General features: G+C 62.8%; 22 protein-coding genes. 15 read left to right on the forward strand and 7 right to left on the reverse strand.

The features are described 5' to 3' along the window. Positions 1-61 precede the first annotated feature (61 nt). The 4 genes from hutG (at position 62) to ACP3TE_RS11025 (ending at position 3,721) form a co-directional block, all read left to right on the forward strand. Positions 62-1,027 (forward strand): formimidoylglutamase, encoded by a 966-nt coding sequence (gene hutG, locus ACP3TE_RS11010; RefSeq protein ID WP_105656324.1) that lies wholly within the window; start codon positions 62-64, stop codon positions 1,025-1,027. Positions 1,028-1,140: 113 nt separating this feature from the next. Continuing rightward, positions 1,141-2,097, forward strand: a complete 957-nt coding sequence (locus ACP3TE_RS11015) for a metal ABC transporter substrate-binding protein (protein ID WP_105656325.1) — start codon at positions 1,141-1,143, stop codon at positions 2,095-2,097. Next, positions 2,094-2,849 (forward strand): metal ABC transporter ATP-binding protein, encoded by a 756-nt coding sequence (locus ACP3TE_RS11020; RefSeq protein WP_105656326.1) that lies wholly within the window; start codon positions 2,094-2,096, stop codon positions 2,847-2,849. Before ACP3TE_RS11015 ends, ACP3TE_RS11020 begins: the two co-directional genes overlap by 4 nt. Continuing rightward, complete coding sequence (locus ACP3TE_RS11025) at positions 2,846-3,721, forward strand: metal ABC transporter permease (RefSeq protein WP_105656327.1); 876 nt, start codon at positions 2,846-2,848, stop codon at positions 3,719-3,721. The genes ACP3TE_RS11020 and ACP3TE_RS11025 overlap by 4 nt, the downstream gene beginning before the upstream one ends. Positions 3,722-4,010: 289 nt before the next feature. On the opposite strand, the gene ACP3TE_RS11030 is transcribed toward ACP3TE_RS11025, so the two are convergent. Further along, positions 4,011-4,883: an HNH endonuclease family protein gene (locus tag ACP3TE_RS11030; protein WP_426733541.1), complete on the reverse strand. Its 873-nt coding sequence runs from the start codon at positions 4,881-4,883 to the stop codon at positions 4,011-4,013. Positions 4,884-5,174: 291 nt separating this feature from the next. Beyond that, positions 5,175-5,852, reverse strand: coding sequence for a metal-dependent transcriptional regulator (locus ACP3TE_RS11035; RefSeq protein ID WP_426736221.1), 678 nt, complete (start codon positions 5,850-5,852; stop codon positions 5,175-5,177). A gap of 239 nt (positions 5,853-6,091) precedes the next feature. Here ACP3TE_RS11035 and ACP3TE_RS11040 point away from each other — a divergent pair, with 239 nt between their 5' ends. The 8 genes from ACP3TE_RS11040 to ACP3TE_RS11075 all read left to right on the forward strand — a co-directional run bounded on the left by ACP3TE_RS11040 (position 6,092) and on the right by ACP3TE_RS11075 (position 13,149). Continuing rightward, the gene (locus ACP3TE_RS11040; RefSeq protein WP_426733543.1) at positions 6,092-7,123 is read left to right on the forward strand and encodes a LacI family DNA-binding transcriptional regulator; all 1,032 of its coding nucleotides are present in this window, start codon (positions 6,092-6,094) and stop codon (positions 7,121-7,123) included. A 21-nt stretch (positions 7,124-7,144) separates the two neighbouring features. After that, positions 7,145-8,659 (forward strand): sugar ABC transporter ATP-binding protein, encoded by a 1,515-nt coding sequence (locus ACP3TE_RS11045; RefSeq protein ID WP_105661958.1) that lies wholly within the window; start codon positions 7,145-7,147, stop codon positions 8,657-8,659. Further along, positions 8,659-9,627, forward strand: coding sequence for an ABC transporter permease (locus ACP3TE_RS11050; protein ID WP_426733545.1), 969 nt, complete (start codon positions 8,659-8,661; stop codon positions 9,625-9,627). The genes ACP3TE_RS11045 and ACP3TE_RS11050 overlap by 1 nt, the downstream gene beginning before the upstream one ends. A 49-nt stretch (positions 9,628-9,676) precedes the next feature. Further along, positions 9,677-10,612, forward strand: coding sequence for a substrate-binding domain-containing protein (locus ACP3TE_RS11055; protein ID WP_105656332.1), 936 nt, complete (start codon positions 9,677-9,679; stop codon positions 10,610-10,612). 74 nt (positions 10,613-10,686) lie between these two features. Beyond that, on the forward strand, positions 10,687-11,610 hold the full coding sequence (locus ACP3TE_RS11060) for a ribokinase (RefSeq protein WP_426733547.1): 924 nt from the start codon (positions 10,687-10,689) through the stop codon (positions 11,608-11,610). Between the two features lie 34 nt (positions 11,611-11,644). After that, positions 11,645-12,028, forward strand: coding sequence for a D-ribose pyranase (gene rbsD / locus ACP3TE_RS11065; protein WP_332487579.1), 384 nt, complete (start codon positions 11,645-11,647; stop codon positions 12,026-12,028). A gap of 65 nt (positions 12,029-12,093) precedes the next feature. After that, complete coding sequence (locus tag ACP3TE_RS11070) at positions 12,094-12,285, forward strand: TRADD-N-associated membrane domain-containing protein (RefSeq protein ID WP_359185514.1); 192 nt, start codon at positions 12,094-12,096, stop codon at positions 12,283-12,285. Positions 12,286-12,348: 63 nt separating this feature from the next. After that, complete coding sequence (locus ACP3TE_RS11075) at positions 12,349-13,149, forward strand: oxygenase MpaB family protein (RefSeq protein WP_166650776.1); 801 nt, start codon at positions 12,349-12,351, stop codon at positions 13,147-13,149. A 12-nt stretch (positions 13,150-13,161) separates the two neighbouring features. Here the strand turns inward: ACP3TE_RS11075 and ACP3TE_RS11080 are convergent, their stop codons facing one another. After that, positions 13,162-13,647 (reverse strand): DUF6328 family protein, encoded by a 486-nt coding sequence (locus ACP3TE_RS11080; RefSeq protein ID WP_105656337.1) that lies wholly within the window; start codon positions 13,645-13,647, stop codon positions 13,162-13,164. A gap of 155 nt (positions 13,648-13,802) precedes the next feature. On the opposite strand from ACP3TE_RS11080, the gene ACP3TE_RS11085 reads away from it, so the two are divergent. Next, the gene (locus ACP3TE_RS11085) at positions 13,803-14,180 is read left to right on the forward strand and encodes a hypothetical protein (protein WP_426733550.1); all 378 of its coding nucleotides are present in this window, start codon (positions 13,803-13,805) and stop codon (positions 14,178-14,180) included. 53 nt (positions 14,181-14,233) lie between these two features. Beyond that, a complete protein-coding gene (locus tag ACP3TE_RS11090; protein ID WP_426733552.1) occupies positions 14,234-16,690 on the forward strand; it encodes an ABC transporter in 2,457 nt (818 codons plus the stop codon). A 7-nt stretch (positions 16,691-16,697) separates the two neighbouring features. Here the strand turns inward: ACP3TE_RS11090 and panD are convergent, their stop codons facing one another. The 4 genes from panD to ACP3TE_RS11110 form a co-directional block, all read right to left on the reverse strand. Then, on the reverse strand, positions 16,698-17,120 hold the full coding sequence (gene panD / locus ACP3TE_RS11095; RefSeq protein ID WP_332503325.1) for an aspartate 1-decarboxylase: 423 nt from the start codon (positions 17,118-17,120) through the stop codon (positions 16,698-16,700). Between the two features lie 110 nt (positions 17,121-17,230). Further along, on the reverse strand, positions 17,231-18,772 hold the full coding sequence (gene hutH, locus ACP3TE_RS11100) for a histidine ammonia-lyase (protein WP_133834003.1): 1,542 nt from the start codon (positions 18,770-18,772) through the stop codon (positions 17,231-17,233). Between the two features lie 169 nt (positions 18,773-18,941). Further along, positions 18,942-19,439 (reverse strand): DUF3060 domain-containing protein, encoded by a 498-nt coding sequence (locus ACP3TE_RS11105; RefSeq protein ID WP_426733554.1) that lies wholly within the window; start codon positions 19,437-19,439, stop codon positions 18,942-18,944. Positions 19,440-19,793: 354 nt separating this feature from the next. After that, positions 19,794-20,207 (reverse strand): hypothetical protein, encoded by a 414-nt coding sequence (locus ACP3TE_RS11110; protein WP_426733556.1) that lies wholly within the window; start codon positions 20,205-20,207, stop codon positions 19,794-19,796. A gap of 379 nt (positions 20,208-20,586) precedes the next feature. On the opposite strand from ACP3TE_RS11110, the gene ACP3TE_RS11115 reads away from it, so the two are divergent. Further along, positions 20,587-21,096: a Dps family protein gene (locus tag ACP3TE_RS11115; protein ID WP_426733558.1), complete on the forward strand. Its 510-nt coding sequence runs from the start codon at positions 20,587-20,589 to the stop codon at positions 21,094-21,096. The last annotated feature ends 77 nt before the right edge of the window (positions 21,097-21,173 follow it).

Below are 21,173 nucleotides of genomic sequence, written 5' to 3' on the forward strand. Positions count from 1 at the left end.
TTTCAGACGAAGATGCGCAGGGGGCATAGCGTACTCGCGGTGTCTCTGGTCAGCTGGAACCATGGAGAATTTTAAGCCGGAATTGGCTGTTGACCGGGCAGCGGCTACGTGGAGCGGGCGCAATGACGGTGCCGGCGAGCAGCACCTGAGATGGCATCAGCAAATCAACCGCAAGGCTGACGACCAGTCCAGCAGGCGGGGACCGGCAGCGCTGCTCGGTTTCGCTTCGGATGCCGGCGTGCTGCGCAACGAGGGCCGGGCCGGGGCGGCGCAAGGACCACAGGCGCTGCGTGCCGCCTTGGGTTCCCTTGCTATCCACGAGCCACGGCTCCTGATTGATGCTGGTGATGTCGCAGTATCTGGCGATGAGCTTGAATCAGGGCAGGAGCGGCTGGCGCAGTCGGTGAGCGCTTTGCTCGGAGGAGGGATGCTTCCAGTCGTGCTCGGCGGCGGCCATGAAACGGCTTACGGTTCGTTCAACGGCCTTTTCCGGCATTGCAGCCAAGAGCCTGGAACTCGGCTGGGCATCTTGAATCTGGATGCGCATTTCGATCTGCGCAGTGCTCCGCGGCGGAGCAGCGGCACTCCTTTCCTGGATATTGCCAAGGACCTGCAGGCGGCGGGACAAGATTTCAACTATGCCGTGGTGGGCATCAGCAAACCGAACAATACCCGGGTCCTCTTCGAGCAGGCCCGCGCCCTGGAAGTGCGCTACCTGCTTGACGAGCAGTGCACTGCCGGGCAGCTGCCTTCCGTCCTGGCCTTCGTTGCCGACTTCATGGAGAGCGTAGACAAGCTGTACCTGACCATTGACCTGGATGTGCTTCCTGCCTCGGTCGCCCCCGGGGTTAGCGCCCCTGCCGGATTCGGGGTGCCGCTGGAAGTAATCCACGGGGTCTGCGCGATGCTGGCGCGCAGTGACAAGCTGGCGCTGGTCGATGTTGTCGAATTGAATCCATCATTGGATATTGACGGAAGAACGGCCCGCACCGCAGCCAGGCTGGTTAATACCCTGCTGGGGGTCTGATGCAGTAGGGCGCACCGAAATCTGCCGACGCGAACTTGCAATGTTCGACCCCTCAAACATTATGATTGAGGGGGACGAACTAATCGTCATGGCGAGATTTGGAATGGTGTGCAATGGTGCGAACCCTCAAGCCCCGATCACGTGCGGGGCAACGCGCAGGCTGGCTGGCTGCTGGCTTGGCATGCCTGTTCGCGCTCGCTGGATGCGGCGGTAGCCAAAGTGCCGTGCCCGCCGACAGCCAAGACCACCGGCCGGTGGTGCTGACAACCTTCACGGTCCTGCAGGACATCGCCCAGAATGTCGCAGGCGATCACCTGCGCGTTGAATCAATTACCCGTCTTGGTGCGGAGATCCACGGTTACGAACCTACCCCTGATGATCTGCGCCGGGCATCGCATGCGGACCTGATTCTCGATAACGGGCTGAACCTCGAAGCCTGGTTCCAGCAATTCGTCGAAGGCAATGACGCTCCGCATGCCACCGTCAGCCAAGGGATCAAGGCCATCGATATCGTCCAGGAAGAAGGTGCGGGAAAGCCCAATCCGCATGCGTGGATGAGCCCATTGAACGTGAAAATCTACGTGGACCGCATGGCAGATGCATTTACCGAACTGGACCCGGCCAATGCGCGCGACTACCGGGACAACGCCAAGGCCTACCAAGCCGAACTGCAAAAGGTCCACGACGAGCTCGAAGCGGCACTGGCAGAAATCCCCGAACGCCAGCGGGTACTGGTGACCTGCGAAGGGGCCTTCAGCTATCTGGCCCGGGATACCGCCATGGCCGAAAAGTATCTCTGGGCCGTCAACGCGGAATCGCAGGCTACGCCGCGCAAGGTCGCCGCGGCGATTGACTTTGTCAGGGAAAACGATGTTCCTGCGGTCTTCTGCGAATCCACGGTCTCCGATGCGGCCATGCAACGAGTCGTCGAATCCACCGATGCCTCCTATGGCGGAACGCTCTATGTGGACTCGCTATCCGAGCCTGGTGGTCCAGTACCCAGCTACCTGGACCTGATCTCGCATGACACCAGAACCATCGCCCGTGCCTTGAAAGGCGGAACACCATGAACGCGAAGCCCAGCGATGCCCTCGCAATTGATGTGTCGGCCGCGACCGTCCACTACGGCCCCGTGCTGGCCCTGGACCATGCCTCCTTGCAGTTGGGCCGCGGTCGGGTCTGCGGCCTGGTCGGGATGAACGGCTCGGGCAAATCCACGCTGTTCAAAACCATCATGGGGCAGATCAAGCCCGACACCGGCAGCGTGCGCATCAACGGCACCGACCCGCTGCAAGCTCGGAAAAGCGGGCAGCTTGCCTACGTGCCGCAAAGCGAAGCCGTGGATTGGAACTTCCCGATCTCGGTGCGTGAAGTGGTGATGACCGGGCGCTACGGGCAAATGGGATGGACCAGGAGAGCCAGGAAGAGGGACCACGCCGCCGTGGATGAAGCCCTCGAACGGGTGGAGCTGGCCAGTTTTGCCAACCGGCAAATCGGCCAGCTCTCCGGAGGACAGAAGAAGCGTGCCTTCGTCGCCCGATGCATTGCCCAGGGCGCCAATATCATGCTGCTCGATGAGCCTTTCGCAGGCGTGGATAAACGCAGCGAAGCAACGATCACCAAGCTGTTGCGCGAAGTTGCTGATGAAGGCGGCAGCGTGCTGATTTCCACCCACGACCTGCACGCGCTTCCGGAACTTGCCGATGAAGCGGTGCTCCTGATGCGCAAGGTGCTGATGCATGGACATCCGGATCTCGTGCTGCAGGCGGAAAACCTGGCCCTGGCCTTCGGGCTGGATCCCATGAAGCGAGGCGGGGAATGAACCTCATTGAATTGCTAGCTGAGCCGCTGGGCTACACCTTCATGGTGCGCGCCCTGCTGGTTACGATCATCGCCGCCGTACTGTGCGCGGTCCTGTCCTGCTGGCTGGTCCTCATTGGCTGGTCGCTGATGGGCGATGCAGTCTCGCATGCGGTCTTGCCCGGAGTCGTGCTGGCCTACATCGTGGGTGCTCCCTTTGCCCTGGGTGCCCTGGTCTTCGGATTCCTCGCGGTGGCCCTGATCGGGGGAGTCCGAGACACCACCAAGCTCAAGGAAGATGCTGCCATTGGCATCGTCTTCACCACGCTCTTCTCCATCGGGCTGGTGCTGGTCTCGGTCACGCCGAGCCATGTGGATCTAAACCACATCATCTTCGGCAATTTGCTGGGCGTCTCGGCCAATGACCTGTGGCAGGTCCTGGTGCTTGGCGCGATCACCTTCGCCATCCTGATTCTCAAGCGCAAGGACTTCACCCTCTATGCCTTTGACCAAACGCACGCACATGCCTTGGGGATGAGCCCGCGGATCATCGGTGCGGTGCTCCTGGGGCTATTGGCCATGACCTCTGTTGTGGCTTTGCAGGCGGTGGGCGTCATCCTGGTAGTTGCCATGCTGATCATCCCCGGCGCCACGGCCTACCTGTTGACCGATCGATTCGGGAAGATGCTTCTGATCGCACCGATCCTCGCAGCCTGTGCAGGAATCCTGGGGGTCTACATGAGCTATTACCTCGATGCATCAACCGGCGGAATGGTGGTTCTGGCCCAGGCGGCGATTTTTGGAATTGCCTATCTGTTCAGTCCGAAGCAAGGACTCATTGCCACCCGGCTGGCCAGCAAGGGGCGGCGCAAGGCGCTTGCGGCGAACGCGTAGAAGGCGGTGGCAAGTTTCCCGCAGCTGAAAGGAAAATGGCGTGTGAGACGTGCGCTCGCCGGCGACAGCTGATGGGCAATGGATGCACGCATCAGCGAATCAGCGTACTTCCCATGGCCGGCAACGCTGCGGCAGGTCCTCTCGATTCATGGCTGGATCCGGATCCGGGCGATCCGGCGCATGGCTTGAACCTCCACCCGACCACCCTGCTAACTGGAAGGGCGCTGCCCTGCGCTGCGCCCGGATGGGCAGCTGAATCAGTTGGCTCGATCGGGACCTGCAAGCGGCATTAGGCGCGCCAGCGCAGTTTGCCCTTGGCGTCGGTCTTGCAGGTGTAGAGCTTGCCGGCCTTGGACTTGCCGCGCTTTCCCTTGTCTGCCTGCTTGCAGTAAGCGCCCGGATGCACGGTGCCCTTGACCACGGAAGGAGCCTTGTGCACGTCCTTCTTCGGTGATGCCTTGGGCTTGGAACCGGCAGGCTTGATCGTGGTGACTTTCGCGGCCTTCTGGTTGCGGCAGCTCTTGAGCACTTTGGCCATGGCCTGCTTTTCGGCTTTGGTGACCGACAGCGCGTACTTCTTCTTGACGCTGATCTGGGTGGCTACGTACTGGCATCGGAAGGACTTGTTCTTGGGGAGCCATTCAGCTGTGTTCTTATCGCCCTTTTGGCGATTGGCAGAGGCATCAGCGGCCATCAAATTCAGCGGGTCGTTAGCCAGAGCCTGGCGCTGGGCCTGGGAAAGCTTCTGGCCGCCGGAGATCCACGCGTTCTTCAGGGAAACCACGTGGTCAATGTCGACGCTGCCTGACTTGACCTTCCAGTTGATCCTCTTGCCGGTGTAGCTGTCATGCAACGTGCCCGAAGCTAGGGTGCACTTCTTGCGGTCCTTGAACTTCACCTTGGACATGTCCCGGGACAAGGTGTCCTGGCGTTCATCGCATTTGTCCTTGTCGAAGTTCTTCCACCCATTGCCGAACTTCTTGTTCCGGTTGTACCCAGTGGCGGCCGCCTTGCCCTTTACCGGCAGGGTCTTGAGCATTGCGGTGGCCTTGGGGCCCTTGAGCTTCGCCCCGGGAAGGACCTTCTTGCTGCTGGTGGCAGCCCGTTCAACCAGCAATGGCCGATCTGTTGCCAGCAGGTCTTCAACCGGTGCGGGATCCATCCCGGTAAGTGCCGAAGGTTCTGCCGGTGCGCTGCATCCAGCGAGCACCAAAACTGCAGCGCAGAGCGCAGCAATGAGTTTTCTTGGCAAGGTGATGTCTTTCAAGAGAGTGTGAGCGCAGGAGTTCGCCAAGAATGCTGCAATGTACCCCCATGTAAAACTTGTACATTGCAGTATCCCTGGTTGATCATCACTTTAGACTATTGGCCGGACAATCAGCACCCTGGGTGCAGGGACGCGTCGATGCCACGGGCCTTCCGCTTGCCGTTGACCAGGACCTGGAAAGGCTATTCAGGGGAGAAGGGAGACCCATGCGGCCGCGGCTGCACGCGAACCCAACCGCAGGGTTTCGCCAGTTGAGCAGACCTGGACATTCACTGTCTCGGAGAATTGCTCGCCAGCGGTAATGCGCAGTTGCGCGCCGACAACGATCCGATGATCGGAGAAATGCTGCAGCAGCTGCGAATCGTCATCGGCGATGCGTTCGACAACCACCTGGGCGTCATCGCTGGCTTCGCTCAGGTTGAACGCCTGCGGGATGGAAATGCTGCCTTCGGCCGTCGGGATGGGGTCGCCATGCGGGTCGCGGGTGGGGTGCTCCAGCAAGCTGTCGATGCGCTCGATCATGAAATCGGATACCGCATGCTCCAGGCTCTCGGCCTCGTCATGCACCTGGTCCCAGCGGTAGCCCAGCATCTGCACCAGGAAAGTTTCGATCAGGCGATGGCGGCGCACCATGGTCACCGCATACTCGCGTCCCAGTTCGGTCAGCGTTACGGCGCCATAGGGCGCATGGTCGAGCAGGCCCTGCTGGCGCAATTTGCCCAGGGCGCCGGAAACCGTGGAGAGCTTCATGCCTGATTTGCTGGCGATGATGCTGGCGGTTACCGGATCGCTCGACCACTCGTTGAGACCGAAGATGATCTTGAGATAGTTCTGGGCGCTATCTGAAAGCTGGTTGACCGACACAAGCACCATCTTAGCGACCATCGGGCCAGCTGGCCGCGAGGTGACTTTGATTATTGGGCAATTCGGGCTGGAGACCGCTGACAACTGAAAGCGGCTAGTCACGAGCCTAAAAATTCTGCTCCATGGATAAGGATTATCCGAGGCCCAGGGGCAGCGTATTGACTTAAATTTCTTTGTGCGGAAAACTGTGTAATCGATTCCATGGAATCGATTACACGTAAGCAAAGGGGCTTATCGACATGAACGCTGTCACCATCAAGGATGTGGCACTTGCAGCCGGAGTATCTTCCGCGACTGCCTCGCGCGTTCTATCCGGCCACCCCGCCACTTCGGCCGCTTCCCGCGAAAAAGTGGAAGCTGTCGCCAAGGATTTGGGTTTCGTGCCCAATGCCCAGGCCCGCTCCCTGCGCTCCACCAAAACCGACACCATCGCGCTGCTGATATCCGATGTGCGCAACCCCTACTTCTCCGATCTCGCGCATGCCGTCGAGCAGCAGGCCCACGCCGCGGGAATGATGACCTTCATCGGCAATGCCAACGAGGACACCGAACAGCAGGACCAGTTCCTCGCCGCGATGCTTTCGCGCCGCGTTGACGGATTGATTCTCGTTCCCCAGGGCCTTGATGAAGACGCCGACCGGCCAAGCCAGATGATGCAGCGCATCATTGCCTCGGGCACTCCGCTGGTTTTCGTCGACCGCACCCTGCCCGAGCTTCGAATCCCATCCATCACCGCCTCCAGCACCGGCGCCCTGGAAGAAGCCATCGCGCGGCTGAAGGCCCTGGGCCACGCCAAAATCGCTTTCTTGGGCGGCCCGGACCACGCATCCACCGCCCGCGAACGCCACAGCGCCTTCGACTCGGCGATGGCCGCCAACGGCCTGGATACCGATCCTGCCCTGCACTTTGCCGGCGACTTCCGCGCCGCCTCGGGTGCCGAAGGCGCCCGCTGGCTGCTGGGCCATGAACTGCAGCCGACCGCGGTGGTCATCGCCGATGCGCCGATGGCCATCGGCGCACTGACCGTGTGGCGCGAAGCCGGCATCCGGATCGGGAAGCAGCTCTCGGTGATCACCTTCGACGAGGTGGATGCAATGCTCATGCACGATCCGCCGATCGCCACGATCAGCCACGACCTGACCAGCATGGGCCGCGCCGCGGTCACCGCGCTCCAGGACGTCATGGCGGGCAAGAGCCCCGAGCCCCAAGAATTCATCAGCCGATTCACCGCGCGTGAGTCGCTGGCCCCAACGCAACCCACCGGCGCATAGGCGAGGATGGAAGGAACGAAAATGAGTAATGACGCTCTGCTGGTCCTGGACAAGGTCTGCAAGTCCTTCGGCCCGGTACAGGTGATCGACGAGGTCACCGTCGAGGTGCATGCCGGCAAGGTCTCGGTGCTGCTCGGCGAGAACGGCGCAGGCAAGTCGACGCTGATCAAGATGATCGCCGGCGTGCACGAGCCGGACGCCGGCCGGATCCTGGTGGACGGCAAGGCCGTGAAGATTCCCAACACCAAGGCCTCCGAGGCATTGGGCATCGCCACTATCCACCAGGAACTGAACCTGGTCCCGTCGATGACCATCGCCGAGAACATCACCCTGGGCCGCGTGCCGCGCAAATTCGGCATCATCAACCGCCGCGCCATGCGCCAGATCGCCCGCGAAGCGATGGACAAGCTCGGACTGGCGCTGGATGTCGATACGCCGGTGGGCCAGCTGGGCCTGGCCCAGCAGCAACTCGTGGAGATCGCCAAGGCGCTGAGCCTGGACGCCCGCGTGCTGATCCTCGATGAGCCCACCGCGGCATTGACCAAGGCCGAAATCGCGCACCTGTTCTCGGTGGTCGCCACCTTGAAGCAACAAGGGGTGGGCATGGTGTTCATCAGCCACCACCTCGATGAGATTGCCGAAATCGGCGACTTCGTGAACGTGCTGCGCGATGGCAAATTCATTGCCACCGTGCCGGCGGACACCGAGGAGAACGAGCTGGTCCGGCTCATGGTCGGCCGCGACATCGACGCCCAGTTCCCGCGCGTAGCCACCGAGCCAGGCCAGAAGCCGCTGCTGAGCGTGCAGAACCTGTGCGAGGGCATGCTCAAGGACATCTCGCTGGAAGTCCGCCCCGGCGAAGTGGTTGCCCTGGCCGGCCTGATGGGTGCCGGGCGCACCGAGCTGATCCGCGCCATCGCCGGAGCCGACAAGTACGCCAGCGGCGTCGTGGCGGTCAACGGCAAGAAGCTGGCCAGCTTCGACGTCGCTGCAGCTACCCGTGCCGGGATCGGGCACGTTCCCGAGGACCGCAAGACCCAGGGCCTGGTGCTGGATGCCTCGGTGGCCGAGAACATCGGCTACGCCACCATGGCCGCCACCGCCAAGAACGGACTGGTGGACCGCAAGGGCCAGAAGGCCCGCGCGCAGCAGGTCGCCGAACGCCTGCGCATCCGCATGGGCAGCATCGATGCGCCCATCCGCTCGCTCTCGGGCGGAAACCAGCAGAAGGCCGTGTTCGGCCGCTGGTTCACCGCCGGGGCCAAGGTGCTGCTGCTCGATGAGCCGACCCGCGGCGTGGACGTGGGAGCGAAGGTCGAAATCTACGAACTGATCAATGAGATCACCGCCTCCGGAGGCTGCGTGTTGATGGCCTCCAGCGAACTGCCCGAAGTGCTGGGCATGTCCGACCGCGTCCTGGTCATGAGCCAGGGACGCATCGCCGGGGAACTGGCCACCGAAGAAGCCACCCAGGACGCCATCATGTCCCTGGCCGTCAGCAATGTGCACCGCGAAGAAGAAATGGGAACCAAGTAATGAGCAGCGTAGCTACTGCCCCGAAGAAGGGCTTTGATTTCAAGGCATTCCTTGCCAACAACGGAGCCCTGGTTGGCCTGGTCATTCTTTGCCTGGCCCTGTTCATCGCCACCCCGCGCTTCCTGACCGGACCGAACCTGATGAACATCGGCATCCAGGTCTCCACCATCGCGGTGATGGCCTTCGGCATGACCTTCGTGATCGTCGCCGCCGGCATCGACCTCTCGGTCGGCTCGGTCGCGGCGCTCTCGGCCATGGGCTCCTCCTACGCCATCACCACCGCCGGCCTGCCCGATGGCCTGTCCATCCCGATCGGCCTGGCCGTCGGTGCACTGTGCGGCTGGGTCACCGGTGCGATGAGCGCCTACGGCAAGTTGCCCACCTTCATCGCCTCGCTGGCGATGCTCACCGTGGTGCGCGGGCTGACCTTGGTGATCTCCGATGGCCGGCCGATCTCCACCAGCTCCTCGGTGTCCTGGCTGGGCGATGACCTGGGCCCGATCCCGGTGCCGATCCTGATCCTGGTCGTCTCCGGTGTGCTCGCCGCCTTCGTGCTCAACCGCACCGTCATCGGCAAGAACGCCTTCGCCGTGGGCGGCAACACCGAAGCCGCGCGCCTGTCGGGCATCCCGGTCAAGCGCGTGCTGGTCACCGTCTTCGTCATCTCCGGCGTCTTCGCGGCCCTGTCCGGCATGATTCTGGCCGGCCGCCTGGATTCGGCCCAGCCGACCCTGGCATCGGGCTACGAACTGGATGCCATCGCGGCCGTGGTCATCGGCGGCGCATCGCTCTCCGGCGGCGTGGGACGCATCTCCGGCACCCTGATCGGCGCCCTGGTGCTGGCTGTGATCCGCAACGGGCTGAACCTGCTTTCGGTTTCCGCCTTCTGGCAGCAGGTAGTCATCGGCGCCGTGATTGCGATCGCCGTGGGCTTCGACGTGCTGCGCCGCAAGAACGTCAAGCACTAGATTTTCCCTCCGTACCCAGCAATTCAAGAAAAGTTCAAAGGAGAACCCCATGAAGAACATCATCCGCAAGACCGCAGCCGTCAGCGTCGGACTGGCCCTGGTGGCCGGCCTGGCCGCCTGCAACCGCGGCACCGAAGCAGAGGCCGGCTCGGCCACCTTGGCAGTGTCCACCCTGAACAACCCGTTCTTCGTCGACCTGCGTGACGGCGCCCAGGCCGAGGCCGAAGCGCAGGGCATCGACCTGTCCGTCGTCGACGCGCAGAACGACTCCGCAACCCAGGCCAACCAGCTGGCAACCGCGGCAACCAACGGCTCGGCCGGCCTGATCATCAACGCCGTGGATACCGAAACCGCTGAAGCCGGCCTGAACCCGGTGGCCGAGGCCGGCCTGCCGATCGTTGCGGTTGACCGCGCGGTGGGCGAGACCAAGATCGCTTCCTTCGTGGCTTCGGATAACGTTGCCGGCGGCGAGCAGGCTGCCAAGGCGCTGGGCGAGGCGCTGGGCGGCAAGGGCAAGATCATCGTGCTGGAAGGTGTTCCAGGCGCCTCGGCAACCAACGAGCGCGGCGAAGGCTTCGACAAGGGCCTGGCCGAGTTCAAGGACATCGAGGTCGTCTCCTCGCAGACCGCCAACTTCGACCGAGCCGAAGCACTGGACGTGGTCACCAACCTGATGCAGGCCAACCCGGATGCCGCTGGCGTGCTGGCGATGAACGACGAAATGGCCCTGGGCGCCATCCAGGCGCTGGGCGACAAGGCCGGCAAGGACGTGTTGGTAGTCGGCTTCGACGGCACCGACGACGGCTTCAAGGCAGTCCAGGATGGCACCCTGGTTGCCACCATCGCCCAGAACCCGGCCGAGCTGGGCAAGCAGTCGGTGCAGATCCTGGCCAAGGCCATCAAGGGCGAAGAAGTCGAAGCCAACGTGCAGGTCGCCGTTGACACGGTAGACGAGAAGAACGTCGCCGACTACGCAGGCGAGTAATCTGCCCTTAGCGGCAATCAAGCAGTGCACCGGCGCCCATCGGCCGCCGGGTGGAGAGAACCAGAGGAAATAGCATGCAGCAGGACATCCAGGTCACCATTGTGGGCTCTAGCAACGTGGACATCACCGCGCTGATGGCCCGCCTTCCCGGCCCGGGCGAAACCGTGCTGGCAGATTCCTACCAGCTCTCGCCCGGCGGCAAGGGCGCCAACCAGGCGCTGGCCGCCGCGCTGGCCGGTGCCGCCACGGAATTCATCGGCGCCGTCGGCAACGACTCGCACGCCGAAATCGCGCTGGGCCAGCTCGAGGAAGCCGGCGTGAAACTCGATCGCGTGGCCCGCGCCAGCGAGCCGACCGGCGTAGCCATCATCCAGGTGGACCGTGGCGCGGAGAACTCCATTGCCGTGGTCTCCGGGGCCAACTCGACCGTCTCCGGCGAGGCTGTGCAGGCCGCCGGGGGCATCGAGGGCATCCTGGTGCTGCAGGGCGAGATTCCTGCCTCGGGCATCAAGGCCGCCATGGATGCTGCCACACAGCGCATCGTGCTCAACCTGGCGCCGGTGATCGAACTGGACCGCGAGTACCTGCTCAAGGCCAACCCGCTGGTGGTCAACGAGCATGAGGCCGAAGCCGTGCTCCAGCAGCTGAACCCGCACCCGGCTCGCCAGTTCGACGGCAAGTACGAGCGCCTGGCCGGGATGCTGGTCGACGAGGGCATCGCCAGCGTGGTCATCACCCTCGGCGCCAATGGCTGCCTGGTTGCCGACCGTTTCCCAGGGGAGAACGGCGGGGTCCAGGTTCGCGCGCTGCCCGCCGTGAAGGTCAAGGCCGTGGACACCACCGGTGCCGGCGACGCATTCACCGGTGCGGTGGCTGCCCGCCTGGCCAAGGGCGATGACCTGGCGCAGGCCGCAGAATTCGCCGGCAAGTTCGCCGCGCTGACGGTGCAGGCGCACGGCGCCCAGGCTTCCTACCCGCGTTCCCTGCAGAACCTCTGAGACCCCTTTTCGAGCAAGACCTGAGGAAGCCGCTGTGCTGAAATCCGAAATTCTCAACGCCCCGCTGCTGGCCGCCCTGGCCAAGTGCGGGCATACCGACACCGTAGTGATAGCGGACTGCGGCCTGCCGCTGCCCGAAGGCCCACTGGTCATCGATCTGGCCTTGGTGCAGGGGCTGCCCAGCTTCGATCAGGTGCTCGAGGTCCTGGCCCGGAACCTGGTGATCGAGAACAGCACCCTGGCGGCCGAAGCCGAGAACGGCCCGGTCCAGGAACTGTGCCTGGCCAAGGGCCTGGACCCGGACTTCATCTCCCACGAAGAGCTGAAAGCCCAACTGCCCCAGGCCAAGGTCATCGTGCGCACGGGGGAAGCTACCCCCTACGCCAACGCGATCCTGCACTGCGGGGTAGCATTCTAGGGAACGGATGCCGCAGCTGTTTCGCGGCAGCGCGCTACCCGAGGAGAGACGCAAGGAGACCGGCAATGAAGAAGATGTTCTATGCAGCTTTTGCCCTCATGGTGCTGGGGGCGGCCGTCCTGATTCTCACCGTGCCGGCGTTGTCCAGCGACCCGGGCCAGACGCCCCAGAGCATTGCGGTGATCGCGGGAACCGTGTTCATGGCCGCAACTTCGGTCGTTGTCCTGCTGAAGAAGGCTGCGACGCAAGAATCCTGAGCGACTTCCTGCAGCCATCGGCGCCAATGCCCTTGGGCAAGCCGACTGCCTAGAATGGGGGTCATGAAGCAAAGGAACATGGCCGCAGAGAACGGCGAGCCCTTCTCCCGCATCGCGCCGGAAGCCGGGCTGCTGCTCGGAGCGGGCCGAGCCATCTTGCTTCAGTTGGCCCACCCGCAGATTGGCCGGGCCATTGCCGAGCACTCTGATTTCGCCGCCAACCCGCTCAGCCGGCTGATTCATACCCTCGGATATATCTATGCATTGAGCAATGGCACAGCAGAACAGCAGCGCAAGATCATCGCCCATGTGGACGCGGCGCACCGGCCCATTCGCGCAACGCGTGACGAGGGCAGGCCCGCGTATTCTGCGCTGGATCCCAGGCTGCAGTTGTGGGTGGCGGCCACGCTCTATGATTCGGCCCGCGTGATTGCCGGCCAGATCCTGGATGAAAACGAGGCCGACCAGGAAGAGCTCTACCTGCAGTACGCACGGCTCGGTGATGCCTTGCAGATGCCGGTCGACTACTGGCCGCAGGACCTCGGCGGCTTCGAGCAGTACTTTGCGCAGAATCAAGCGAAGCTGGAAGTCACCAACCAGACCCGGGCGCTGGCCCGCGAACTTTTCGAAGCACGCAATGCCCCATGGTGGGTCCGGATCGGCATGCCGTTGATGCGCGACGTGACCATCGCCCAGCTGCCGGCCCCGGTGCGCGAAGGCTTCGGCTATCGCCTCACCGGGAAAGCCGCGCAGCGCAACGCCCGCGTCATCGCCGTCGCCAGGGCCGCCACGCGGCTGCTGCCGCGAGCCCTCAGGCATGCGCCAATGCGGCTGATATTGCGCCGCGTCGACAAGATGGCCTAGCCGGCCCGAAGCCTAGTGCCCCGAGCCGTTCTCGGGTCCAACCCGGATCAGGATCCGTGGCAGCGCCACCAGCAGGAACAAGGCCACCAGGATCAGCGGCCCTCCGATCCAGGCCCCGATTTGCCAGCCGAAGAGCACCTGCAGCACAAACCAGACGCAACCCGAGACCAGCAACCCCACGCCGATGCCCACGATCTTCACGATGGCGTGGCCCAAGCTGACCGTCTGCTCCTTGAGCCGCTGTCCGAAGAGATACCGGTGCACGGCCACGGGGGTGATCAGCAGCAGAATCAGCACAGTGGCCGCCACCAGCAAGATGATGTAGACCACCTCGTCGGTTCGGCTGAGCATCTCGAACCTCGCCTGGAAGGGCAAAACCACCAGGAAAGCAGCCAGGATCTGCACACCAGTTTGCATCACCCGCATTTCCTGCAGCAGCTCGTTCCACTGCCGGTGCGGTGCGCCATCGCTGGTATCGGGGTGGGAACGCTTGATCATCACTGTTCTCCTCGGCCTCAATCCGCCAGCTGGTTGAACCCCGCCGGCTCAAACGACTATGCCAAGCAATGCCGGTGCAGGCAAGAGCTTGCTGGCCCGCCGGGCCAAACTGTAGGTCGCGGCCGGTACATTCGGGAGCCAAGCAGAATTCGACGATGGAGGAGCAGATGGAACCCGATGGCGCCGCCGGGAGCAGCATTGATGTGTGGTCGATGCCCAGCCAGGGCCTGGCCTGGTACGATTGCGGCAAAGGCCATGAACTCACGGAGGAGATCGTGCTCCAGGCTATGGCGGCAGCCGGATTCGGACCCGGCCGGCCGCTGGCCCATGGACAGCTGGCCGAGCTGATTGCGGATCTCTGGCACTACTCACAGGTCTGCCGGTTCTTCCACCTGGCCGTGGAGCAGGCAGCGATGCGTATCCACGGGAAGGTCGATGAAATCTACCCGTGGGAACACAGTACCGATATCGTCGGATACTTCTCGAAGACCTGGCAAGGATGCCCCGACGCGGCCTGCCAATCCGAAGGGTGAGCGCGCGAGGTGCGAATTGAGTTCGCCCCGTGCAGGCGCATAGTGTGGGAAAGATGAAGAGCTTTGCATCCTTCCGGGCACCTGCCGACCATGACGGATTCATCCACGTGCGGGGTGCCAACGAGAACAACCTGGACAATGTCGAAGTGCGCATTCCGCGCGATTCCATTGTCGCCTTCACCGGGGTCTCCGGTTCCGGGAAATCTTCCCTGGCCTTCGGAACCATCTTCGCTGAATCCCAGCGCCGATTCCTGGAATCGGTGGCTCCCTACGCGCGGCGCCTGATCGCCCAGGGGCACACTCCCAAGGTGGAATTCATCTCCGGGCTGCCACCGGCCGTGGCCCTGCAGCAACGGCGTGGTGCTGCCAGTTCCCGTTCCACCGTCGGGACCCTGACTACGCTGTCCAACTCCGTGCGCATGCTGTTCTCCCGCACAGGAACCTACCCCCAGGGTGCGGCGAGGCTGGATTCGGATGCCTTTTCCACCAACACCGCGGCCGGCGCCTGCGCGCAATGCCACGGTGCGGGAACGGTGCATTCGGTCAGCGAGGAATCGCTGGTCCCGGATTCCTCCCTGAGCATCAGGGACGGCGCGATTGCGGCTTGGCCCGGCGCCTGGCAGGGCAAGAACCTGCGGGACATCACCACGCACCTGGGCTACGACATCGACGTTCCGTTCCAGCAGCTGCCCGCGGAAACACGGAAGTGGCTGCTGTTCACCGAAGACCAGCCAGTCGTGGAAGTCACCCCGGAACGGGATCGCGTGGCCAAACCGTACAAGGGCCGGTTCTGGAGTGCCGAACGCTACGTCCGGCACACGGTTGCGACCTCGAAGAGCGAGAACCTGCGGTCCAAGGCGCTGGCTTTCATGCATTCGCAGGATTGCCCGGCGTGCTCGGGGACGGGATTGCGCCCCGATGCCCTCCAGGTCACCTTCGACGGCCTGGATATCGCGGAATTCAACGGCAAGCCGCTCAGCTCCCTGGCCGAGCTCTTGCGCCCCTTCGCGGCTGATGCCCAGGCTGAGGCGCAGGCTGAAGTCGCGAGCATCATCAGCGCCGACCTGCTGGGCCGAATCCAGGTGCTGGTCGAGCTCGGGCTGGGATACCTGAGCCTGGACCGCGCCACCCCGACGCTGTCGCCGGGGGAAATGCAGCGCCTGCGCATCGCCACCCAGCTGCGCGCGGGACTGTTCGGCGTCATCTACGTGCTCGATGAGCCATCGGCCGGACTGCACCCGGCCGATGTGCAGCCGCTGATCGAGGTGCTCGATGCGCTCAAGGCCGAAGGCAACTCGGTGTTCGTGGTGGAGCACAATATGGATGTGGTCAGCCGTGCGCAATGGATTGTCGATGTCGGCCCGGGCGCGGGCAGCAACGGCGGGCAGGTGCTCTACAGCGGAGAAGTTTCCGGGCTGTCCGGAATTGAGGGATCCGTGACCCGGCGCTTCCTCGATCCCGGGCCTGCGCCGCGCCGCGAGCCGCGCGAAGCCCAAGGATGGGTGCAGCTGCGCGGGGTGAACCTGCACAACCTGGACGACGTGGACGCCGCGTTCCCGCTGGGGGTCTTCTGTTCGGTCACCGGCGTGTCGGGATCGGGCAAGTCCAGCCTGGTCTGCGGTGCCCTGGCCCAGGCTGCGGGCGGCCCGGTGCTTGCCGGGCCGGAGGATCCGGAGGCGGCGGCGGACCGCGCGGTGATCGCCGAGGTCACCGGCGCAGACCAGCTAAGCCGCGTAGTGCTCATGGACCAGAAGCCCATCGGGCGCACGCCCAGATCCAATGTCGCAACCTACACGGGCCTGTTCGATGCGGTCCGCAAGGCTTTCTCCGAGCTGCCGCTGTCCAGGCAACGCGGCTACAGTGCCGGACGCTTCTCCTTCAACGTTGCCGGCGGGCGGTGCGAGAACTGCCAGGGCGAAGGCTACCTGGAAATCGAGCTGCTCTTCTTGCCAGGGACCTACGGGCCATGTCCCGAATGCCGCGGAACCCGGTACAACCAGCAGACCCTGGACGTCGAATACCAGGGCAAGAACATTGCCCAGATCCTGGAACTGGACGTCAGCCAAGCCGAAGAATTCCTCTCCGGAATCCCTTCCGCGGCACGGGCCCTGGCGACCCTGCGCGAAGTCGGACTGGGGTATCTGCAGCTGGGCCAGCCAGCTACCGAAATGTCCGGCGGCGAAGCCCAGCGCATCAAGCTGGCCACCGAACTCCAGCGCCAGCGCCGCGGGCACACGCTCTATCTTCTCGATGAGCCCACCACCGGACTGCACCCTGCCGACGTGCAGCTGCTGGTATCGCAGCTGCAGCAGCTGGTCGACCAGGACAACACCGTCATCGTGGTGGAACACCAGATGGATGTGGTTGCCGCAAGCGACTGGGTGATCGATTTGGGGCCGGCCGGCGGGGATGGCGGCGGGCGCATCGTTGCCGAGGGGACCCCAACGGCGGTGGCGCAAGACAAGGCCAGCAGAACCGCGCAATACCTTGCGCGCCGGCTGGCCTTGTGAAGCTGGACTAGTTGCTGTTCAGCAGTGCGTACGGCGGGGTCTGCACCCCGTCGGCCACCGCTTCGGCAGGATCATCGCCGAGGTGGATGATCTTGTTATCGGCATCCACATGCACCACGCTCGGCACATAGCCACGAGCCTCGGCGTCTTCCATCTGCGCATAGCTGATCAGGATGACCAGGTCCCCGGGGTGCACCAGATGCGCTGCCGCACCATTGATGCCGATGACCCCGCTGCCCGGCTCGCCGGCGATGGTGTAGGTTTCCAGGCGGGCGCCGTTGGTGATGTCTACGATGCTGACCAGTTCGCCGGGCAGGATATCCGAGGCTTCGAGCAGCTCGGAGTCAACGGTGACCGAGCCTACGTAGTGCAGGTCTGCCTGGGTGACAGTTGCCCGGTGGATCTTGGACTTGAACATGGTGCGTTGCATTAGACGATTCTTTCACGCGAGGTAAGTGGTTTCCCGGTATCCAAGCTTACGCCTCTTGCGCGCAGATGCCCGGGCATTGTCCGGCACCCCACACAGTTGGCCGCGAACGGCTACTTTGGCAGATGGGTTTCCAGCACGCGATGCACTTCCCCGGAGGCCAGCAACTGGCAAGCAGCTTCCAGCTCGGCAGAGAGGAAACGGTCCTCGCCCGGACCTGCGACCTTGGTGCGCAGCAGCTCCAATACGGCGCCGGTAGCCGGGCCAGGCTGCAATGGCTGGCGCAGATCCAGGGCTCGACCGGCAATCAGCATTTCAATTGCCAGGATGCGGCGCAGGTTGGCGACCGAGGTGCGCAATTTGCGCGCCGCGTGCCAACCCAGGGAAACATGGTCTTCCTGCATCGCTGATGACGGGATGGAATCCACGCTGGCCGGTACGGCCAGACGCTTGTTCTCCGCGACCAGTCCGGCCTGCGTGTACTGGGCGATCATCATGCCCGAATCCACGCCCGGGTCATCGGCAAGGAAAGCTGGCAGATCGCGGGAACGAGCCGGGTCGAGCATGCGATCGGTCCGGCGCTCTGCAATGGATCCCAGGTCAGCTACGGCAATGGCCAAGAAGTCCAAGACGTACGCCACGGGAGCACCGTGGAAGTTGCCGTTGGAGGTGACTTCACCCGATGGCAGCACGACAGGGTTATCGATGGCTGCCGCCAATTCGCGGGTGGCGACCAGGCGGGCATGGGCGATGGTGTCGCGCACTGCGCCGGTAACCTGCGGGGAGCAGCGCAGCGAGTAGGCATCCTGCACCCGGCCGTCGCCTTCGCGGTGCGAAGCGACAATGGGGGAGCCCGAAAGGAAACTGAACATGTTCGCAGCACTGCGGCCCTGGCCCGGATGCGGGCGCAGCGGTTCGTGCAGTTCAGCACGGAAGACCTGGTCGGTGCCCAGCTGGGCTTCGACGCTCATGGCCGCGGTGGCGTCGGCAATGTCTGCGAGCTCTTCCAGGTCTGCCAGTGCCATCAGCAGCTGGCCGAGCATGCCGTCGGTGCCGTTGACCAGCGCCAGGCCTTCCTTCTCCGCCAGTTCGACAGGTTCCAGTCCTGCTTCAGCAAAGAGCTCCGGCACTGGGCGCTTCACGCCTTCGCGGTCAGTGGCCTCGCCTTCGCCCATCAAGACCAGTGCGCAGTGGGAGAGCGGAGCAAGGTCTCCTGAGCAACCCAGCGAACCGTACTCACGCACCACCGGGGTGATGCCGGCATTAAGCAGTCCAACCATGGTTTCCAGCACTACCGGGCGCACGCCGGTGCGGCCCGAGGCCAGGGTCTTGGCGCGCAGGAACATCAGCGCGCGCACCACTTCGCGCTCAACTGGGTCGCCCATGCCGGCTGCATGCGAGCGGATCAGCGAACGCTGCAGTTTAGCGCGGTCCTCGGGAGCGATGTGGCGCGTTGCCAGGGCGCCGAACCCGGTGGAAATGCCATAGACCGGGGTGTCGGCTGAAGCCAGGGCATCAATGTGGGCGCGGACTGCTGCCAGTTCTTCAAGAACCTGAGGCGCGAGGCTAATCTGCGCGTTGTGCCGGGCTACCGCAATCACGTCATCGGCGGTGGCGCCAGCTAGGTCCAGGGTTACGTGCGGGGAAGTAGCCATGATTTTCAATCCGTTCTCTACGCTGCAATGAGGTCTCTAATCTCCATTGTTCGGCAGAACGAGTTTGCACGGCACTGATATTCGGGTCATCTGTCCGAAATGTCAGACAGTGCCCTGGAGGGAGAAAAGAACGGACCTCCAATTGGAGGCCCGTTCAGGGGTTCCGGTTTCAGAAGATGATGCCTTCGAAGGCTTCCTCGCCAAATTTGTTGGACGAGCCGTTGTCCGTGACCTTGGCGTTCTCGTTAAGGGATGCGGCAGAATTGCCGATGCCGCTAAGGGTTACGTGCTTGATGTTCTTGACCGCTGCGATATTACCGCTGCCGTCCAGCTCAAGATTCTTGATGTGCGGAGCGACGATCATGTTTCCGGAACCAGAGACGGTGACGTTCTGGCAATCGCCGATGAGCTTCAGCATTTGACCCATTTCAGAGATATCCATGCCGCCCGTGCACCTGATTTCGGTCGCTTGCGCATCGAGGAAATCATAGACGGACTGGAAGGTGCTGTCCGCAGGTGCCTTCGGAACATTGGGAGTACCAGTAGAAGCGCCTTCTGGGGCTTTGGAGCTTGGGGTGACGCTGCCTTCGATAGGCCCGGCGTTCTCCGGTGCCATGCTTTCTTCTGCTGGTGCGCTTGTCTCTTCGCTGGAGGGTTGGATGCTCACGCAACCTGCCAGTGCGACTGCAAGGATTCCAACCGCCAGCGGCCCAGCGAGGCGTTTGGTAATTTTCGAGAACATAACCATCCTGTCAATCGAACCGGCCAGCGCATTTGGACACGCGGTATAGATACATTCTGCGTTGAATGACGATAAATGACCAACGCGAACGGCTCAGGAACGAATGAGTTCTCGTGCCCCGGGAGCACGCAACCATGCAATTTGCTGACGATTCCGTGCGGGGACAAAAGTAATCGCTTCACCGCTTGCCCAGTGCAAGCAGTGAAGCGATTACTAGTGCCCAGGGGGAGAACGGGCACGATTTGAGCCGGCAGGCGAACCTACCGGGCTATTTGGTTCCTAGAATCCTTCATTCCGCTCTTCGGAACCAAATTGGCTTTCATCGTTTCCATACGATTGGCCATCGGACTGCTGTCCGGACTGGCTTTCGCCGCCAAACGATTCCTCACCGGATTCGTTGCTATCGACGTAGGACTGCTGCTCCGACTGCTGTCCGGACTGGCTATCGCTGCCGTAGGACTGCTGTTCTGACTGCTGGCTTTCGCCGCCACCGTAGGACTGCTGTTCCGACTGGCTGTCATTGCCGTAGGACTGCTGGCTTTCGCCACCGCCATAGGACTGCTGTTCTGACTGCTGGCTTTCGAATCCGCCATTGTCATTTGATCCGAAATCTGAATTGGACTGGCTTTCGAAGCCTTCAGATTCGTTGTTGTCGAAGTTCCCGAACTGCTCGTTTGCATCCTGCTCAGACATGCTGTCCTCCGTGGGTCGGTGGATCCTGACTTGCCCTACGCTATGCGTAGAAAAAGCCCGGTTCAAGGATTTCGGGGAAGCTCAGGGCCGCTGGAAACCCGCAGTTAAGCCAATACCCATGGTGTTCAGAGACTTCGGCCAATATTCACTACTGCGTGCTAAAGGAATCGCCATTCCCGGGAACCCGAGGGACAAGGAGGATTTTCCGCAGCTGCCATGGCGGCTTCTGGAATTGCTCAACAGGCGCGAAGAGAAAGCTGAGCGTTCTCCGAAAGAATTGTCCATCCGGTCGGAATCCGCCCGGTAAATCGATAGTGTCCAGACTGGGACACCGAGACAGGTCTTGCCCCAAGCGTCCATGACAACGTAAGGAGAAGCATTGGCTAATTCGAAGAAGACTCCAGCAAAGAAAACTGATCGCGAAAACGCAGAAAACGGGTTCGTGGCTCCGGAAGTGCTGCGCGAGTCCTTGCAGACCGTGCTGATCCAGCTGCTGGACCTGCAATTGGTGGGCAAGCAAATCCACTGGAACGTTGTTGGTCCCAACTTCCGCGACCTGCACCAGAACCTCGACGAAATCGTTGACATCGCGCGTCGCGGCTCGGATGAAGTCGCCGAGCGGATGCGAGCTTTGCATGCCACTCCGGACGGGCTGGCAGCAACGGTCACGAAGTACACGAAGCTGGAACAACCGGTGAATACCGAAATCCTGACCACTAATGCAGTGGACATGGTTGTCAAGGCACTGCAGACCACTGTGGGAGTCATGCGAGAGGTCCATGACCCGGTGGATGAAGCGGATCCGACCACCGCCGATATCCTGCACCAGTACATTGCGGATCTGGAGCAGCAAGCCTGGTTTATCAGCGCGGAAACCCGGGAGCCTTAACCCGGGCCGCGCGGTCCTGGAATTGAATAAATAGCCTGAGGCACCACAATCAGTGGTGCCTCAGGCTATGTGCGCGT

Origin of the sequence: Glutamicibacter sp. 2E12 (assembly GCF_050030965.1) — a bacterium.
Lineage (GTDB): Bacteria > Actinomycetota > Actinomycetes > Actinomycetales > Micrococcaceae > Glutamicibacter.

What these genes read in the sequence shown, in the direction of transcription:
- ACP3TE_RS11055 (WP_105656332.1), top strand. Translation starts at nt 9,677, where the DNA reads ATGAAGAACATCATCCGCAAGACCGCAGCCGTCAGCGTCGGACTGGCC.
- ACP3TE_RS11045 (WP_105661958.1), top strand. Translation starts at nt 7,145, where the DNA reads ATGAGTAATGACGCTCTGCTGGTCCTGGACAAGGTCTGCAAGTCCTTC.
- hutG (WP_105656324.1), top strand. Translation starts at nt 62, where the DNA reads ATGGAGAATTTTAAGCCGGAATTGGCTGTTGACCGGGCAGCGGCTACG.
- ACP3TE_RS11050 (WP_426733545.1), top strand. Translation starts at nt 8,659, where the DNA reads ATGAGCAGCGTAGCTACTGCCCCGAAGAAGGGCTTTGATTTCAAGGCA.
- ACP3TE_RS11060 (WP_426733547.1), top strand. Translation starts at nt 10,687, where the DNA reads ATGCAGCAGGACATCCAGGTCACCATTGTGGGCTCTAGCAACGTGGAC.
- hutH (WP_133834003.1), bottom strand. Translation starts at nt 18,772, where the DNA reads ATGGCTACTTCCCCGCACGTAACCCTGGACCTAGCTGGCGCCACCGCC.
- ACP3TE_RS11040 (WP_426733543.1), top strand. Translation starts at nt 6,092, where the DNA reads ATGAACGCTGTCACCATCAAGGATGTGGCACTTGCAGCCGGAGTATCT.
- ACP3TE_RS11025 (WP_105656327.1), top strand. Translation starts at nt 2,846, where the DNA reads ATGAACCTCATTGAATTGCTAGCTGAGCCGCTGGGCTACACCTTCATG.
- ACP3TE_RS11090 (WP_426733552.1), top strand. Translation starts at nt 14,234, where the DNA reads ATGAAGAGCTTTGCATCCTTCCGGGCACCTGCCGACCATGACGGATTC.
- ACP3TE_RS11110 (WP_426733556.1), bottom strand. Translation starts at nt 20,207, where the DNA reads ATGTCTGAGCAGGATGCAAACGAGCAGTTCGGGAACTTCGACAACAAC.
- panD (WP_332503325.1), bottom strand. Translation starts at nt 17,120, where the DNA reads ATGCAACGCACCATGTTCAAGTCCAAGATCCACCGGGCAACTGTCACC.
- ACP3TE_RS11020 (WP_105656326.1), top strand. Translation starts at nt 2,094, where the DNA reads ATGAACGCGAAGCCCAGCGATGCCCTCGCAATTGATGTGTCGGCCGCG.
- ACP3TE_RS11085 (WP_426733550.1), top strand. Translation starts at nt 13,803, where the DNA reads ATGGAGGAGCAGATGGAACCCGATGGCGCCGCCGGGAGCAGCATTGAT.
- ACP3TE_RS11070 (WP_359185514.1), top strand. Translation starts at nt 12,094, where the DNA reads ATGAAGAAGATGTTCTATGCAGCTTTTGCCCTCATGGTGCTGGGGGCG.
- ACP3TE_RS11075 (WP_166650776.1), top strand. Translation starts at nt 12,349, where the DNA reads ATGAAGCAAAGGAACATGGCCGCAGAGAACGGCGAGCCCTTCTCCCGC.
- ACP3TE_RS11030 (WP_426733541.1), bottom strand. Translation starts at nt 4,883, where the DNA reads ATGGATCCCGCACCGGTTGAAGACCTGCTGGCAACAGATCGGCCATTG.
- ACP3TE_RS11080 (WP_105656337.1), bottom strand. Translation starts at nt 13,647, where the DNA reads ATGATCAAGCGTTCCCACCCCGATACCAGCGATGGCGCACCGCACCGG.
- ACP3TE_RS11015 (WP_105656325.1), top strand. Translation starts at nt 1,141, where the DNA reads ATGGTGCGAACCCTCAAGCCCCGATCACGTGCGGGGCAACGCGCAGGC.